The following is a 16,350-nucleotide window of genomic DNA, read 5'->3' on the forward strand; positions in this document are numbered from 1 at the left end:
CCCGCGTCGGACCCCGGCCGGAGCAGCGTGGCGTCCGGAGAATGGGGCTCGGACAACGTTCCAACGGGAGCCACGTACACGGGCCCTGCCTCGCACGGTCGCCTGCCCCTGGGGAAGGGCTCGAGCGAGCGAATCGCTTCCCCTGCACACCGCCCGTGCGTATCACTGGCCTTCGTGCGTACGCCCACCGACCGATACCTGCCGCCGCGCCCCGACGCTTCGTCCGCCGTCGCACCCCAGCGTGGGCGGGTGGTGGTCATCGCGCCCACGCGCGCCGCGTGCGAAACCATCGAGCTGGCGCTCGGGCTGGAGCTGCGCACCTACCTGGAGGAGCACCACGGCGAGCGCCTCCGCGAGCTGGCCCGGAGCGGGCAGGGGTTCGGCATCGTCGCGGGCACCGGCACGGGCAAGACGCTCGCCATCCGCCCCATCGCGGAGGAACTCGTGGGCCGGCGGCCCCTGCGGGTGGCGGTGGTCAACCGCGAGCGGGAGGCCACCGCGGAGACGCCGCTCGCGGACGTGGTCATCGTCACCACCGGCATCGCGCGGCGCTGGTTCCAGGGCGGCGCCATCCGGCGCGAGGACACGCTCATCGTGGATGAGATCCACCAGACCTCCGCCGAGCTGGAGCTCTGCCTGGCCCTGGGCAAGCGCGTGGGCTGCCGCTTCATCTGGCTATCCGCCACCGTGGACCCCGCTTTCTACGCGCGCTACCTGGGCAGCGCGGACGTGCTCCAGGTGTCCTCCTTCGACCCGACGAAGGCGGCCCGGGTGGAGGTGGTGCGCCGGCAGCCACTGTCCTTCCTCGGCGAGGACTTCCTGCGCGACGTGCAGCAGCAGGGGCGCGGCGTGGGCGTGTTCCTGGCCACGCGCGCGGGCGTGGAGGAGGCGGCGGCCCACGTGCGCGCGAACGCGCCGGGGCTCCACGCGGCGCACTACCACGGCGGCGAACCGCTGCGCGCCATCCGCCCCTTCCTGGAGGGCACGGCGCCCCGGCCCTTCGTGCTCGCGATGACGGCGGCGGGGCAGAGCGCGCTCAACGTGCCGGGGCTGGACACGGTCGTCATCGACGACATGCGCTTCACGAACCTGGTGGAGCGTGGCCGCAACGTCCTCACCCGCGTGCACCTGGGCAACAACGAGCTCTTGCAGATGGCGGGGCGCGTGCACGGGCGGGTGGAGGGCGGGCGCGTCTTCATCCTGAGCGACCGGCCGCTGCACTTCGCCTCGCTGAGGCCCACCGAACCCGAGTTCCAGCTCGCGGGCGAGCCGGAGCGGGTGGCGCTCACCGCCGCGGCCCTGGGCGTGCGGGCGGACGAGCTGGACCTGCCCGTGCCGCTGGACCGCAATGCCTATCGCCGGGCGCTCGCGAAGTTACAGGCTCGCAACATCGTGGACACGGAGGGCCGGCTGTCGGACTACGGCCGCGCGGTGGAGGCCCTGCCCGTGGAGCGTCCGTGGGCGGAGCTCATCGTCAACGCGGATGACGCGCTGCTGCCGGTGCTCGCGGTGTGCAGCTCGGTGGAGTCGCTGCACCGGATGACGCGCGAGGAGCGGAACCTGGAGGGGCTGCTCGTGTCCGGCAGCGACCACCTGACCGCGTACAACCTCTACGTCGACGCCTTCCGTGAAGCGGGCACGGTGGGGGCGGTGCAGGGGCTGCCGCGCCACGTCTTCCATGCGGAGAAGCTCGCGGCCTGGGCGGAGGCGCGTGGGGTGCTGGTGAAGGCCCTGGAGGACGCGGCGCTCGCGATGGCGAGCGTGTACCGGAGCGTGGGGCTGGCGCTTCCCGCCCGCATGCCCTTCGCGAGCCCGCGCGTCCACCGCCACTTCTGCGACCTGCTTGCCCGTTTCATGCCCTTCGACCTGGTCATCGACGAGCGCACCGCCTGGGGCGAGGTCGCGCGCGTGTCGAAGACGAGCGTGTGCGGGAACCTGGGCGCGGTGGCGGGCACGCTGCGCTACTTCGCCGACCGCAACGGCGACTCGCAGGCCGGCATCGAAGGCACCCAGCTGCCCCAGTCCCTGCTGCGCCGCTACGCCCGCCGTCACTCGGCGGCGCCGGTGTACGACGTGCGCCTCCGCTCGGTCGTGCTCGAATCGCGGCTGGATTATTTCGGCTTCGAGCTCGAACGGGACGTGGAGGTGCTGCGCGCCTGGGGGCCGGAGCTCGCAAGGGCGGCCCGGCACGCGCTCGCCGAGGCGCTGGCTCAGGGCGAGGCACCCCATCCCGCGGTGGACCGTCACCGGGTCGCCATCGCCGAGGTGCGCGAGCTTTGGCGACGCTCGGGAGGGACCACCGCGCCGCTGGGGTTGCCGGAGCTGACCGCGCTCTACGAGGCGCAGCTGGAGGGAGTGGACACGCTCGACGACTTCAAGGAGCGCCCGCTGCGGCTCGAACTGGACGCGCTCGTCCCGCCCGCGACGCGTCAGGCGCTCCTGGCGCTCCCGGACGCCGTGGAGGTGCGCGAGCACGAGGTGCCACTCGAGTACGACGTGGAGATGCTGCCGGACGGGGCGCCGCGAGGCGTGGTGCGGCTGCACCTGCCGGAGAAGCTCGCGCGCACGCTGGTGGAGGAGGAGCTGCCGCTGCTCGACCGCCCCCAGCGCTTCAGCGTGGCCCGGGGCCGGCGGGGCGTGCTCGAGGCTCGCTCGCTCCTCGAGCTCCAGGAACTGCTCGACCATCCCTGGATGCCGGATGAGCTCGCCGAGGCCACCCGTGAGCGCCCACTCCCGCGGCAGGACCGGGAGCGCGGCGCCCCCAGGCGTGGGGGGCACCGGGGCCATCACGGCCAGGCACCCAGGAAGGGAAGACGGCCGGGCGGCGGCGGACGGCGGCGCTGACCTGACGCAGGGGCAGGGGACTCATCAGGCCTGGCGGTCCAACCAGCGCCGTGGTCACCCGCGGCCTCACGGCTTCTCGAGCGGCACCGCGGGTCCAGGTAGCGCGGGGGCTCCACGAGCTGTGCGCCTGACGCCAGGATCTTCTCCGAGACCCGCCGATGCACCTGCGTGATGCCCTGCTCGTACTCAAGTCGGCGGATTCGCGTGCGCAGCGGCGGCAGGTCCCTGCTGGCCAGATACCTCACGGGCCCGCTGGGGAGCCGCTCCATCGCGCGGAAGCCCAAGCAGTGCTTCCAGTTCATGGCGCAATGCTGTGCCCACATCCAAGCGCTATTGGAACCAGCAGGCCCGTGAAGCTGAGCTGACCGCCGAACGGGTCCGTTGCAGGAGGCACCTCGACGCGAGCCAGGCTGGCTCCGACCTTATCGACCGGAAGGCCTGAGAGGTGTTCGCCGGACAGCTCTCGCACCACGACTGGCTTTGACCCTTATTGATGAAGGGGCCGAGCAGACCGTGGGGACCGAGGGTCGCGTGTGCCATGGCGTGGTTGAGTTGGTGATGGGCAGGGGAAGCTCCTGAGCGAAGTCGCTCCGGCTTCGCTCAGGGCTTTCACCGCCGAGTGACGTGGCGGCGCTCGGCCCCGCCGCCTGTCAGGGACAGTAGGTGCAGTAGAAGTAATCGGTGTGCGAGGCGTACGGTCCCTCGCCAGAGCCCCAGCATTCCGTCGTGCAGTCGTCGTTCGTATAGCAAGAGGCCACCAGCCCCTCCTCGCTATAGGGAAGCGAGCTGTACCAGGCGCTGTACCGGGGACGGTAGAGCTGCACACAGGCCTGGGCGGACACCTCGCCAGCGGTGCCCTCCGTGGGGGCTCGTTCCGAAATGCTCGGGGCTGCGGGCTGCTCTGCGGACGGCTGGGGCTCCGCGCCGCATGCCATCAGGAAGCCTGCGGCCAGCATGGCGAACCCACTCAGGGCACTCTTCATGGTGAAACTCCTTCCACAAGGGGGAGCCTGCATGAGAGCACACTCCCTCCCAGCCTCTGTATGGGTATTCGCCTGGCTCCTTGTCCCGTGACTCAATACCGTCCGGGACAGCCATGACCCTGTGGGATTCACGTATCCGTCCTGAATGTGAATCGGGGGGCCCGCCTCCGCTCCTACTGGTGTCTCAGTGCGTCGCGAATCCGTTGACGCGGGTTCGGTATGGCACCGAGCCCGAGAACGTTCGGTGGGGTACCGAGCGCCTGGCTCTCGACGAGGTGCTCGGTGATGAGCAGCACGTACACCCCGCACTCGGATTCCTGTTGCTGGGGCGCACCCATGCGCGTGATGCCGGCGTGTGACTGGTAGAGCTCCCTGAGTCGCGCATGCGCGGCGCGCGCCGCACCATCAGGCTCCCGATTGAGGGAGTCATAGTAGTCGAACCGGTCCTGCCCGCGGTCGTAGACCATGAGCGTCCAATGGGTACCGCCCTGGCTTGAGGTATCCCGGTTGTTGTTGACCGGGAAGAAAACGAGCGCGGCATCGTTCTGCGTCAATGCGGCCAGCTCCGCGGCAGCCTCGACCTCGTTCACGTTGTTGAGGATCATGAACGAAGTCGCAGGGTCGACGAGCTGCACGTTCGCGCGTGGGAAGCGATGACGGACATGGTGATAGAACAGGCGCATGACCTCGTCGTCGAGGTATGCACCATCGTTCAGCGTGTTACGCCAATGGGCCCCCGGTGGAGATGGCTTCCTGATGGGCGCCCCGTCGCGAGCGACCGGGCCCGACACCGCTCCGCCTCCCTTCACATGCTCCCAGAAGGCGGGGTTGTCCGGCGCCCGTCGGACCTCGAACGTCGTGCAGTGGATTTCTCCTGTGTGAAGATGGCACGCCTCGAAGTCATCGATGAAGACGATGGTGTTCCCAGACGGCGCGAGCATGTGCGCGATGTACGCTTCGAATGCACAGTCGAACAGGGCATGCGTTCCCGAGCTCGGACCAAAAGGCTTGGGAATGCAAAGCTGAGCGCGGCCCGTGTCGTCCGTCATCACCAGCATGTTCACGACGTTGGGCGTATATGCGGCATGCTCCCTCCGGTGCCGTCCCCTCCCGATACCGCCACCGCCTAACACGGGCAGCATGGACTCTTTGAGCTCGATGGCCTCTCTTTCTCTCGGTGTGGCCCCATACCGATGGAAGAGCACCGGCATGCGCATCACATCCTGGGGCCGGATCCCCAGTTCCTTGACCAGCGTTGCGATGACCCCCTCGACGTGGCGCGCGATGACCTCGGTTGCGTCTCTGAGCACCTTCGACCGAAGGACGTCAGCGACGGAGAAGCTTGGCGTGTCGAGCTTCTTCTGGTTCAGGAGCTCTCTCGGTGCGGTGCGCCCCCGCGCACCCTCCTGGTGAAGTCCATGGAACAAGAGATTCTCATTCGCGCTCTTCTCCAGCAGCATGCGTGCGGTCGAGGGGCATGCCACGAGCACACGAAAGCCGTGGGATGACGTCGTGCTGGGGTCATCCCCCCTGGGCCACGGGATGAACGTCAGCACTTCGTCGATGTGCCCGACCTGCAACCATGAGGTATCGAGACGGAAGGGTGCCTGCGAGTCCTGTGCGTCTAGAAAGCGCACGATGTCCTCGCTCATCGGCCGGTTGTCGTCATGCCCGTAGACGATTCGACCGAACGGGTGGCCGTCCACGGGCGGAGAGCAGAGAAGATTGCCCCCGGAATCGAGGTCACTTTGATGCTTGCGCGGCGCAATGGGCTCGGCCCAGCCATGGTCCCTTCCGACATGGTGCCGGCGGACCTCCTCGTACACGGCGGCCTCGCCCTCGCGGCCGCGGATCGACGGGCAGCGCACGATTTGGAGGATGGGCGTGGCCATGGCCGGCCCCCGGGTGCACCCGCCATAGAACATGTCGCGAAGCCAGTTATCCTCCATGTCGAGGTCCAACGGGCGAAGCGCTCCCTTGACCGCGTCACGAAGGCGGTCGATGTAGGGGCCAATCGTCGCATCGCGCCGCCGCTCCGGCGGAGGTCCGGGCGAACCATCGGCCCGAGGAGGACTGGAGAGCATGCGGTGCTTGTCCAGGACGTAGACCGACTCCACGGGCTGCAGATGGTTCGACATGAGCCACGGCGTGACCCGCAGCACCGCGACGCGCTCCTCGCCAACCTGATTGCCGGCCTGGTCGAAGAGGGCGATGCCAAGCCGGACCTGGCCATCGAAATCGGCACTCGGGAGTCCCACGGCTTCCATGCCGAGCCTCGAGACGGGCGGGGCATGTGCGTTCACGCCCGCGTTGAGCTCCAACGCCACGAGATACCGCCCGGACGTGGGGCCGATGAGCTCCCTTGCCCCAGGCTGGAAGCTATTGAAGATGCGGACCCGGTCCTCCCGGTCCACCGCGACGAGGCACCGCCAGCCCTGCGGGAAGGGGCGATCCGCGGGCTCGATATGAATCTGCAACTCGGTGAGGTCCTCGAGGTCGAGCTCGGTCGCGGTGAGGTTGTCCTCTTGGTCCCCCGCTGGAGCGGAATCGTTGTCCCCGTCATTGTTGAAGGGGAGCACGGCGCCCACGCCTTGACCCGGTCCTCCAAAAGTCCAAGGGGCCTGCTCGCGGCTCGTCACCTCGACACATTGACCGTCGCGGTTCAAATCGAGCATGAGCCGGACGCACCAGGGAACCGGTGGCTCCTCGGTCTTGCTGCCTTGCGGCTCCGTGCCAGGGCACTCGATGACGATGGAGGTCGGCGCATCGGGGTAGCGCTCCGCGGCGGCCTCCTGGGACGAGGGGCTCACGCCCAGGAGCCGCTTCAGCCAGTCAAACATCGGCCGCCTGCCTTCGCCCGCGCTGCGTCACCGCTTCCCGGCGCAGCTGCAGGAGCCGGAGCGGCGGTGGCAGGGAGGAATCCGAGAGGATGGCCGCGGCCCACGGCTCGCGGAGCACGTCCAGTCCCAGCTCGAACGCGAGATTCACGACCTGACAGGCATTCCGCTGCGTGACGAACCCGTGTTTGGCTCCTTCGCGGAGCGCATCACGGACGTACTGCTCAGTCCCTTCATCCCCCAGAGCGACACAGCGCGAAGGGAAGAATTCGCGCGAATGGGACACCATCCTTGCCACGAATGGGGCGAGGAGCGCCTGACGGAACGCGTCCTCCTGAGCGGCGCGGATGAGCAGCGTGGGAGAGACGTTTGGCATAGCGACCCGAGGCCAATGATTTTCCAAAGGGAAGATCATGCGTGGCACGCGGCGACCATGTCAATTGACCCGATATTCCTATCCCGCTCGTCACTCAATGCGCCGGGCGAACGGGCGGGGCAGGCGTCAACACCATCCCATCCAGAACGCCATACGCATAGGCCACCGCGAAGGCATAGGCTCCTACCAGGTACGTCACGTTGAGCGTCCGCGCCCTCCCTGCGTCGCTCGCGTGATAGCGGCCGTCCGGCCCGCGCATCGAAAGTGACGTCCCCAGCGAGACGCCCGCCGTCGCGAGGCCGAGCCCCTGCGCCACCGCCAGCAGCGTGCCCATTCCCGAGCGTCCGTGCTTGAAGTGCCCCACACCAAAGGGCACCAGATACCAGGTGCGCGTCAGCGCCGGTGACGTGGCCACCGCGTCCTTGCGGATGGGGTCGACGATAGGGGAGGGCGGCGGGAACAGCCGAGGACTCCGCTCGACACGCAGTTCCTCGATGCGCGCCTTGTGCTGGGCACGTGCGCGCTCGACGAAGGCGAGGAAGTCCGGTGGATACAGCAGCGGATCCAGCACCGAGTCGCCGTGCACGGCCAGCCCGCGCACCACCTCGTCCTCCGCGCGGGCCAGCTCTTCTTGCGCGTGATAGGTGGCCGCGAGCAACAAATGCGCCTCCGCTTCCAGCACAGCTCCATCGAGCCGCAGCGGGTAGAGCAGGGACTCCAATTCGGCGCGGGCCTTGGGCAACTCGCCGGATTGGTAGGCGTTGCGCGCCCCGTCGAGCGGAGATGCGGCGAGCACCATCAGCATCATGGCAGCGCCCATCATGGCGTCACGTCCAGGGCCACATCGAGACGACGACCGGCGACCACGTCCACCTCTCGCTGCACGGGAGGCGCACCCGCGCGGCGTGCCGTCACCGTGTGTCGCCCATGCTCGACCGCCACCGGGCCGGGCAGTGGCGCGACGCCCACCTCCCGGCCGTCCACGAAGAGCCGCGCGCCCGCGGGAGCGCGGATGAGCACCTCCGCCTTGCGAGGTGACAACACCACGTCGCGCGTCACCGTCTCTCCCGGGGCGAGGGTCACCTCCTGCTCGACCTCGTCACATAGGGGATTGACGAAGCGCAGCCGGTAGGTCCCCGCCGGCAGCGAGAGTTCGCGCACGCGAGGCGTGTAGCCTTGGCTTTCTCCGTTCACGAACACCTCTGCCCACGGACGCGCCGTCACCTTCAGCAGGGCGGGATGCGCGGGAACGGCCGTTTCCATGTCCGGCCTTGGCGTCGGTACCGAGATTGGCGTGGCCCCTGTGGACTCGGCACCCGCGGAGTGACCTGTCGGCAAGGCCGATACGGCCCGCTTCGCGGAATCCGTCCCCTCCGAGCGTCTTTTCGAAACGGATGGCCGGACCGGCTTCACCACGGCACTGTCCGACGAGGGCTCTGACGGCACGAAGTCCTCGGCTGGCTTCGTGGCGTCACTTTCCACCAAGGGCTCGGCGTTCCGGGATGTGTCCAACTGGCGGGGGGCCGTGCTCGGAGGCGGCCTCTCCTGGCCCGTGGGCGAAGGTGCATGACCGCGTTCGCCGGTGGAGGTGCCGTCAATGGTCGCCGGTTCCGGGGACACCTTCCCTGGCGGGGACGCCTCACTGCGTGGTGTCTTCTCGCCTTCGGGGCCCTGGTGGTGCGACCACGCCCACCCCATCGCCGCGCAGAGCACGAGCCCCGCGCCGATGGCGCCAGCCCTCCAGCCGGAACGCCTCGGCCGCTCACGTAACAGCGCCATCACCTCGGCGGACGTCGGCTCCAGCATCAACGCGGCGTTGAGGACCTTCGCGGCCCTCGCGCCCTCGCCGCGAACCAGCAGCCCGCGCCCTTCCTCCAGCAACCGCTCGAAGCGAGCCCGACGCCATCGGCTGGCACGGGCCATCGGGTCTCCGAGGAACGCCCGAGCCACGTCGGCAGGCGGGCCGACCTCCCGCTGGAGCAGTGTCTCCAACGCCAACGCCAGCTCGGCCCCGTCGCGCGGCCTGTCCCGCGCATCCTTCGCCAGACACCGCGCGACCAGCGCCGCCAGGGGCTCGGGTGTGCCTGGCACCACCTCCGTCAGTGGCGGTGCATCCTTCGTCATCACCGACGCGGCCAGGTGCGCCGCGCCCTTGCCCGCGTGCGGGGTGGTACCCGAGCACAGCTCGAACAGGATGACACCCACCGCGTACACATCCGAGGCGGGGGAGTACGCCCCCGTATCGATGCGCTCCGGCGCCATGTATGGCAGCGAGCCTGTCACCGCCCCGGTGCTGGTGAGGCGCTCCTGGTCCTCCAGCGCGGCGAGCCCGAAGTCCGCCAGCTTCAGCGGCCCTCCTTCCGCCACCAGCACGTTGTCGGGCTTCACGTCACGGTGGACGATGCCGCGCGCGTGCGCCGCCGCGAGCGCCCGGGCGAGCTCCCAGCCCAACACCATCACCGCCTCGGCCGGCACCGGCGATAGCCTCCCGGCCAGCGCGCGGAGGTCCTCGCCCCGCACCCACTCGCAGACAAGGAACGGGCCATGGGCCTCATCCTCGCCGTAGTCATGGACATCCAGGACGTTGGGATGATGGAGCGAGGCGGCCAGCTCGGCCTCCCGCCGGAATCGCTCCGTGCGACCCGTGCCGCCTCCCGGGTGCATCCGTTTCAGCGCTACCGGGCGCGACAGCCTCAGGTCCGTGGCCAGGAAGACCGTCGCCATTCCCCCACGCCCCAACTCCCGTTCGAGTCGGTAGCGGCCCGCAAGCACCTCACCCGTCATCACCCGGGCATTCTCCGGGAGCGCGGTCCTGCGAGCAACCCGGCAGATGACAGCTACAGCCGACAGGCCCGCGTGTCCCCCACCGGTTCGCAGGCGCCCGTCGCCCCTCCGGGGCAGTCCCGGTCCAGCCGGCAGGGCTGCCGGCACCGGAGCGCCGCCCCCGACGACAGGCACACACTACAGGGCGCGCAGTCCATCGAGTTCTCGCAAACCTCGCCCACCGACGCTGGGGTGCCCGAGCACGCCTGCACGCACACCCCATCCGGAGCACACTGATAGCCTGCTTCGCAGAGGCCAGTCCCCGGGTTGCACCGTTCCTCGCACCGCATTCGCTCCCTGGGGCAGTGGGCGAAGTCGGAGCACTCGAATGAGTCCCTGCACGGCTCTCCGAGCCGAGGTCCCACGACGCATTGCGCATTCGTGCACCGCCGCCCATCGCGACACGTGAAGTCCGTCGAGCACGCCAGCGTGCACGTTCCGTCTACACAGGCCGCCGCGGCATCCGCGCACTCGCACGGCCGTGTACAGGTTCCTCCCACAGGCACCGTGCTCGAGCATCCCGCGTCCGGCGGCCCACACCCTGTCCCGGTGCAGCCGGCATCCGGCGCCTCGCAGCCTGGTCCCGTGCAGCCGCCGTCCGGCGTTCCACATCCCGAACCCGTGCACCCTCCGTCGGGGACCTCACACCCCGCGCCCGTACAGCCGCCATCCGGTACCTCGCACGCCGCGCCCGTACAGCCCCCATCCGTAGCCGTCGTCACCGGAACACAGGCACTCAGGGGCCCGGATGAATCGGGCACGGGGCCACAGCCGTACCCCGGCCGGGCACAGGCCTCGCCACAGGTCCGCAGGCACTGCCCCAGCTCCGTCGCGCACACGCTTCCTTCCGGGCAGGGCGTCACCTCGGAGCACGCCAGCAGGCAATACCCGCCCGGAAAGCCCGTGCCGCAGGTGAGCCCCGGACCGCATGCCGTGTCCGCGCCACAGGCCTCCCCAATCCGCTCCGTGGCCACGGGCTCGCAGTCACCTTGTACGCAGACGTGCCCCTGGGGACAGCCCTCGGGCTCGTCGCAGCGGATTCGGATGTCGAGCGGACAGCCCGGCGCGACGAGCAGCACCAGCGCGGGCAGCAACGAGAGCAGGAGGAGTCGGCGCATCACCAAGGCCCGGGCGACTCTAGGCGGAGGCATGCTCGAAGCGCACCCCCCTCTACAACGCCAGGGGCCCCGTGCTCCCTGGCGGGGGAACACGGGGCCGCGTTTGTCCGCCAATTAGATGCAGGCGCCCATGGTGCCCGGCGCCGCGAAGCACTGGCCGCTCTGGCAGTGGGCGTTCTCAGTGCACGGGAAGCCGAAGCCACCCGGGCTGCAGAAGCCGAGGACCGAGCCGGTGAAGGGCTTCACACAGCTCCACGAAGAGGGGCAGTTCGAGTTGTCGGCGCAGAGCCCCTGCATGCAGAAGCGGCCCTTGTTGGGCAGGTAGCCGTCGTTGCACACCGCGCCGCCCAGGCCCGTGGGGCACACGCCGTCCTCGGGGCACGGCGGGAAGCTGGCGCAGTACGGCTGCTGCGAGCCCTGGTCACCGGCGTCCAGGCACACCGCATAGGTGTCGCAGCCGTCGTTGAAGTCGCTGGTGTTCGGGTTGCACGAGGGCGGGTTTGCCGGAGGCGCCAGGCTGCACAGGCCCTCGATGCAGACCTGGTTGCTCTGGCATTGGCTGTTGGAGCTGCAGGTCGACACCGTCTTGTTCTTGCAATAGGAGACGAGCGTGGCCGTGTCCTCGGTATCGCAGTACTGGTCCTCCGCGCAGTCCGCGTTCGACTGACAGCCGAGGGCACACAGGCCGTTGAAGCAGAACTGCCCGGAGGGACAGGGCTTGCTCGTGCTGCACAGTCCCGCGCCATGCTCGCTGGGGTCCCCGTCGGGCCCCTCGTCGTCGTCCTTCGTGCTGCCGCAACCGATGGCCGTGAGCGCCAGGAACAATCCCATCACCACATGCTTCATTTTCGTCTCCGAGAGGTTCATCTGCACCGTGGCGGCTCTCCGCCAACGTGCGATGGGCAACACCAGAGCAACGTGCGTGCCCAGGCCTCGTGAGACATCGAATTGCCCCGATTTCATGGGGTTGCATGACGCCCCGGGCCCTCCGGGCATCTGTCGCCGGGGGAAACGTGCCAGGACTGGCACGCGGACGGGCCCTCCCGAGGAGGTGGCGTGTCAGTCCCCCTCGCCCAGGTAGCGGAACAGCGAGCGAAGACCGATGCCCAGCGCCGCCGCCGCGTCCTTCTTGCTGCCGCCGCAGCGGGCAATCGCCTCCCGCACGTAGCGCTGGACGAACGCCTCCCGCGCCTCCTCCAGGGGAACCATGGGCGCGGCGTCTCCGCCCAGCTCCAGGTCCTCGGGGCGCAGCAGCTCGTCCGTCGCCAGCACCGCCGCTCGACGCACGCGTGAGGCCAGCTCTCGCACGTTGCCGGGGAAGGGGTGCCCACGCAGCGCCTCCGCGGCCTTCTGCGTGAAGCCTCGCGCCTTGCGCGCCTCCTGCTTCAACACATGGTGGGCGATGAGCAGCACGTCCTCGCCGCGCTCTCGCAGCGGCGGCACGTCCACGCGAACCTCCTCCAGACGGAAGCGCAGGTCCGCGCGGAAGGTGCCCCGCCGCACCGCATCTTCCAAGGGCACGTGGGTCGCGGACACCACGCGTACGTCCACCTTGCGCGGCTGGTGTTCGCCCAGCCGGGTAACCTCGCGCTCCTGCACCACGCGCAGCAGCCGCGTCTGGAGTGACAGCGGCATGTCCCCAATCTCATCCAGGAAGAGGGTGCCACCGTCGGCTGCTTCCACGAGCCCCGCCCGCTCAGTGCCCGCGCCGGTGAACGCGCCACGCGCATGGCCGAACAGTTCGCGCTCGATGAGGCTCTCCGGCAGCGCCGCGCAGTTGATGGCCACCAGCCGGCCGCGCCGCCCGCTGCGCCGGTGGAGTGCCCGCGCCACCAGCTCCTTGCCCGTCCCTGTCTCGCCTTCGATAAGGACGTTGAGCGGCGTGGGCCCCAGTCGCTCCACCTGCCGGTACAGGGCACGCATCGAAGGGGACTCGCCGATGAGTCCCTCGAACGTCGCGGCTTCGATGCGGCGGGTGAGGCCATCCACCTGCGCACGCAGCTCCGTCAATTCGCGCCGGGTTGACAGGAGTAGCGCCGTCAGCCCGGAGAGCGCCATGGCCTCCTCGAGCTCCACAGCCGAGAAGGCCGGAGCACCCAACCTCCGCCCCAGGTACACCACGGACAGCGGCACCGGCTCCACGCGCAGCGGCACCACCAGCGCGGAGCCCAGCCGCAGTGCCTCCATGCTGGGGGCCCTGGCCAGCGCCGCGTCCGCTTCCACATCGGTCACCCGCACCGGTGCTCCCGAGGTCAGCACCCGGTCCACCAGGCTGTCCACCACCGCCGCGCCGGGCGTGGTGCCCGTGGAACAGAGCACGCGCCGAGGTCCCTCTCGAGAGTCCGCGGCGACGAGGAAGCTCACGTTCGCGCCCACCACGTCCGCGAGCCCCCGCATCGCCACCTCCAGCAGCTCCAGTGGGGGACGCTGCACCAGCAGCCGGGAGGACAGCTCCGCGAGCACCGTCACCAGCCGGCCGTCCTGTCGTCGGGGGGCCGCCTCCGGCGCATCACCCGCGACGGATGCCTCCGCCTCGATGAGCTCCAGCTCCACCGTGCCCACGCGGAAGCGGTCGCCTGGCTCCAGGGGCGCCAGATCGACGCGCCGCCCTCGCACCCTGATGTCACAGCCCTTGCCTGCCGGGGACACGCTCCAGCCCCGCGCGTCGCGGAACAACAGCGCGTGGCTCGGCTTCACGCCGGGCGCCAGGAGCACGGCGTCACAGGTGGCGTCGGAGCCCACGGAGATGACGGGCTTGTCCAAGGGGAGACGGCGGCCGTCGGGGAGGACCAGGAACTGGGGCATGGCGGGAGCGGATGACACTGCCGCATATCAGGAATGCGTGAGGCGTGCGCGTGCGGGGCCCGGAAGGAGCGTCCCAAAGAGGTGGCCCATGGCCGTCGCCCTGAGCAATGGCGTCTTGAAACGCGCAACTGGATGCCGGGGAGCGCCGACCGCCTCGGCCTCTCTCCGGTTCTCACTCCGGCTGCGCCGGAGATGAAGCGCATCGGCCGAATTCTCTCAAACGGCAATGGCTTTGATGCTCGCCGGTGCTGCGTCAACGATCGTCGTCGTTTTTCGCGGCCCGCTTCCACCCCAGCAAGGTGCATGGAGAAGAGCTGGCGCTGACACGCGTTCTTGCCATGCCACTGCGCGGCCCGGGTCGTGATGAGACACGGTCCGAGCTCGAACGCCACTTCCACCGGCTTCCACTCAGCGCCTCCTCGCCCGCGAACGCGAGAGGGCGTAGAGGCCGGCGGTTACCGCGAGCCACAGGGGCCCCGTCCCCGTGCCCTCGCATCCGCCACAGCCTCCGCTCTCGACCCCCGCCTGCACGCCACCGAGGTCCTCCTCGGGAGGCGTCTCTCCGGGAAGCTGCACGTCGGGAGGTTGCTCCTCGGGTGGCGTCTCCCCGGTGCCGGGCGGTGAGGACACGGCCACGATGCGGAAGGGCGCGTCGCTTACGTCAGCAATCGTCCCGTCGTCTGTGCTGGCGATGCGCAGCATCGCCTCCTGGCTCGGCACGTCGGGCACGTGCCAGATGAAGCGTCCCGTGTTCTCCACCGAGGTGGCCACCGGCACCCAGCTGGCGCTCCCATTCGGGGAGTACGCCACGTCCAGCGCGCGCACGTCGCCGTGCGTGGACCACTTCACCTCCACCTCCTGGCCGACAACGAATTCCTCTCCGCCGGCCGGTGCGTCCAGCACCAGGCGCCCCGCGGGCGCCGTCGTCTCGGTCAGCCCGAAGTCGTCCACCAGCGCCCAACCCGCCCCCTCCAGGGCGACGCCCACGCTCAGGCCACTCGCGTCGGCCGGCAACGCGATGGGCAGCTCCCACGTCGCCTCCGTCCAGGCTTCCGCGGGCGGCAGGCTCGGACCGCGCTCCCACTCCCTCCACGTCCCATCCGTCCCCTTCATGGCCGCCTCCAGGTGAAGCGGCGTGCTGGAGCGATACCAGACGTTCACCCGCACCCCACGCCCTGGCGTGACGGTTGGGGCACAGGTGCCGTCATCGCGCAGCACCTGGAGCGAGGCGGCACCCCCGGACGCGTCCATGCGCTCGAGCCGATAGGCCCAGACGCCGCTGTGCGCCTCGGCCGAGCGCTCGGTGCGCACGGCGCCTCCATGGGCGGGGCCCAGCTGCCAGCAGTCGGGCACCCCATCGCCGTTCACCTCGTCCTCGAGCGAGGGATTCTTCAGCGCGGCCGTGGGCGCCTGGGGAGAGGGATGCACCGCGGGCTGCGCCGCTCCGCCCATGACGTCCTGCACCGTGCGCACCTCCGTGCCCAGCGGTGCACGCTGCGACAGCCACCCCATGAACTCCCGGAGGACGTCGGTCTGCACGCAGTAGGTGTACTTGGTGCATTCCGGCGCCACGTAGTGGAAGACGATGACCACCCAGCCGCCCCCCGCGGCCTCCGCAGTGGTGACCCACGCCTGCAACTGCTCCAGCCCATCGTCGCGCGTCACCGTGGCAGGCGTGCGGATTTCGTAGGGGTCAAAGGGCGGGATGCTCTCTCCCGGGGGGCAGGAACCACAGGTGTCCGCCAGGCCGCGCACGTCGCGCGCGGAGGTGTAGCCGCACGCCGCTGCCGTCTGGTTCACCACCGCATCGTTGGAGCCGAAGGGGAAGGCGAGGGACGTGGGCGAGAAGCCCCAGCTGAGCAGCCGCAGTCGGTCCTCGCAAACCGACTGTCGCTGGGACTCGGGCGGCAGGGTCGCCAGCTCATCGTGCTGCAGCGTGTGTCCTCCGATGTCGTGTCCGGCCGCGGCCAGGCGGCGCAAGTCATCGAGGTTCATGTAGCCCGTCTGGCCTGTCCGCCCGCTGATGATGAAGAAGGTCGCCTTCAGCCCCGAGGCCGAGAGCATGTCCAATACCTGTCGCTGCTCCTCGAGCCCGTCGTCGAAGGCCAGTGTGACGACCGTCCGCGCCTTGGGCGCCTCCGCCCGCGCCCCCGCACTCCACACCGTCAGCGTCATGGCGAGGAGGCAGGTGCCTGCCCGCGCATTGAGCCTTGCTCGCATGTCCCCTCCCCGTGCCTCAGGCCACGACGCTCCCCTGCGCGACGGGCCCTCCTCCGTCCTGCCCCCTCACGTTTGCGACCGGGCGGCCACGGCGCAACCGCCGTACTTCCGCGAGGGCGAAGGGGAGCACGCGCTGGCGCGCTGCCCAGCCCCTCCCGTCGGACCTGGATGACGGCCGCTCTGGCCAAGAGAGGCGGGCAAGGGGAAGCCGTCCCGATGCGGTGCGACAGCGCGGCGAAGCACGCCTCCGTGAACATCCGCCCTGAGAATGATTCCGAAGACGAGTGGGGGAGGGGGCTCCATACGCCCCTACCAGGACCGTGCGGTCCCCCACGCCTCCGGGC

General features: G+C 69.7%; 9 protein-coding genes. 1 reads left to right on the plus strand and 8 read right to left on the minus strand.

What is annotated here, in order from left to right:
- Window positions 1-174 precede the first annotated feature (174 nt).
- On the plus strand, window positions 175-2,844 hold the full coding sequence (locus VZL07_RS25495) for a DEAD/DEAH box helicase (RefSeq protein WP_426750273.1): 2,670 nt from the start codon (window positions 175-177) through the stop codon (window positions 2,842-2,844).
- Window positions 2,845-3,494: 650 nt separating this feature from the next.
- Here the strand turns inward: VZL07_RS25495 and VZL07_RS25500 are convergent.
- The 8 genes from VZL07_RS25500 to VZL07_RS25535 all read right to left on the minus strand — a co-directional run bounded on the left by VZL07_RS25500 (window position 3,495) and on the right by VZL07_RS25535 (window position 16,006).
- A complete protein-coding gene (locus VZL07_RS25500) occupies window positions 3,495-3,827 on the minus strand; it encodes a hypothetical protein (RefSeq protein ID WP_426750274.1) in 333 nt (110 codons plus the stop codon).
- A 173-nt stretch (window positions 3,828-4,000) separates the two neighbouring features.
- Window positions 4,001-6,667, minus strand: coding sequence for a protein-arginine deiminase family protein (locus VZL07_RS25505; protein WP_426750275.1), 2,667 nt, complete (start codon window positions 6,665-6,667; stop codon window positions 4,001-4,003).
- Window positions 6,660-7,079 (minus strand): hypothetical protein, encoded by a 420-nt coding sequence (locus VZL07_RS25510; RefSeq protein WP_426750276.1) that lies wholly within the window; start codon window positions 7,077-7,079, stop codon window positions 6,660-6,662. Before VZL07_RS25510 ends, VZL07_RS25505 begins: the two co-directional genes overlap by 8 nt.
- 55 nt (window positions 7,080-7,134) lie before the next feature.
- Entirely contained in the window at window positions 7,135-7,863 is a 729-nt protein-coding gene (locus VZL07_RS25515; RefSeq protein ID WP_426750277.1) for a hypothetical protein, read from the minus strand.
- The gene (locus VZL07_RS25520) at window positions 7,860-9,824 is read right to left on the minus strand and encodes a protein kinase domain-containing protein (RefSeq protein ID WP_426750278.1); all 1,965 of its coding nucleotides are present in this window, start codon (window positions 9,822-9,824) and stop codon (window positions 7,860-7,862) included. The genes VZL07_RS25515 and VZL07_RS25520 overlap by 4 nt, the downstream gene beginning before the upstream one ends.
- 1,271 nt (window positions 9,825-11,095) lie before the next feature.
- A complete protein-coding gene (locus tag VZL07_RS25525) occupies window positions 11,096-11,827 on the minus strand; it encodes a Dickkopf N-terminal cysteine-rich domain-containing protein (protein WP_426750279.1) in 732 nt (243 codons plus the stop codon).
- A 213-nt stretch (window positions 11,828-12,040) separates the two neighbouring features.
- Window positions 12,041-13,786: a sigma 54-interacting transcriptional regulator gene (locus tag VZL07_RS25530; protein ID WP_426750280.1), complete on the minus strand. Its 1,746-nt coding sequence runs from the start codon at window positions 13,784-13,786 to the stop codon at window positions 12,041-12,043.
- Between the two features lie 408 nt (window positions 13,787-14,194).
- Window positions 14,195-16,006, minus strand: a complete 1,812-nt coding sequence (locus VZL07_RS25535; protein ID WP_426750281.1) for a polysaccharide deacetylase family protein — start codon at window positions 16,004-16,006, stop codon at window positions 14,195-14,197.
- Window positions 16,007-16,350 lie beyond the last annotated feature (344 nt).

Origin of the sequence: Pseudomyxococcus flavus (assembly GCF_050038885.1) — a bacterium.
Classification (GTDB): domain Bacteria; phylum Myxococcota; class Myxococcia; order Myxococcales; family Myxococcaceae; genus Myxococcus; species Myxococcus flavus.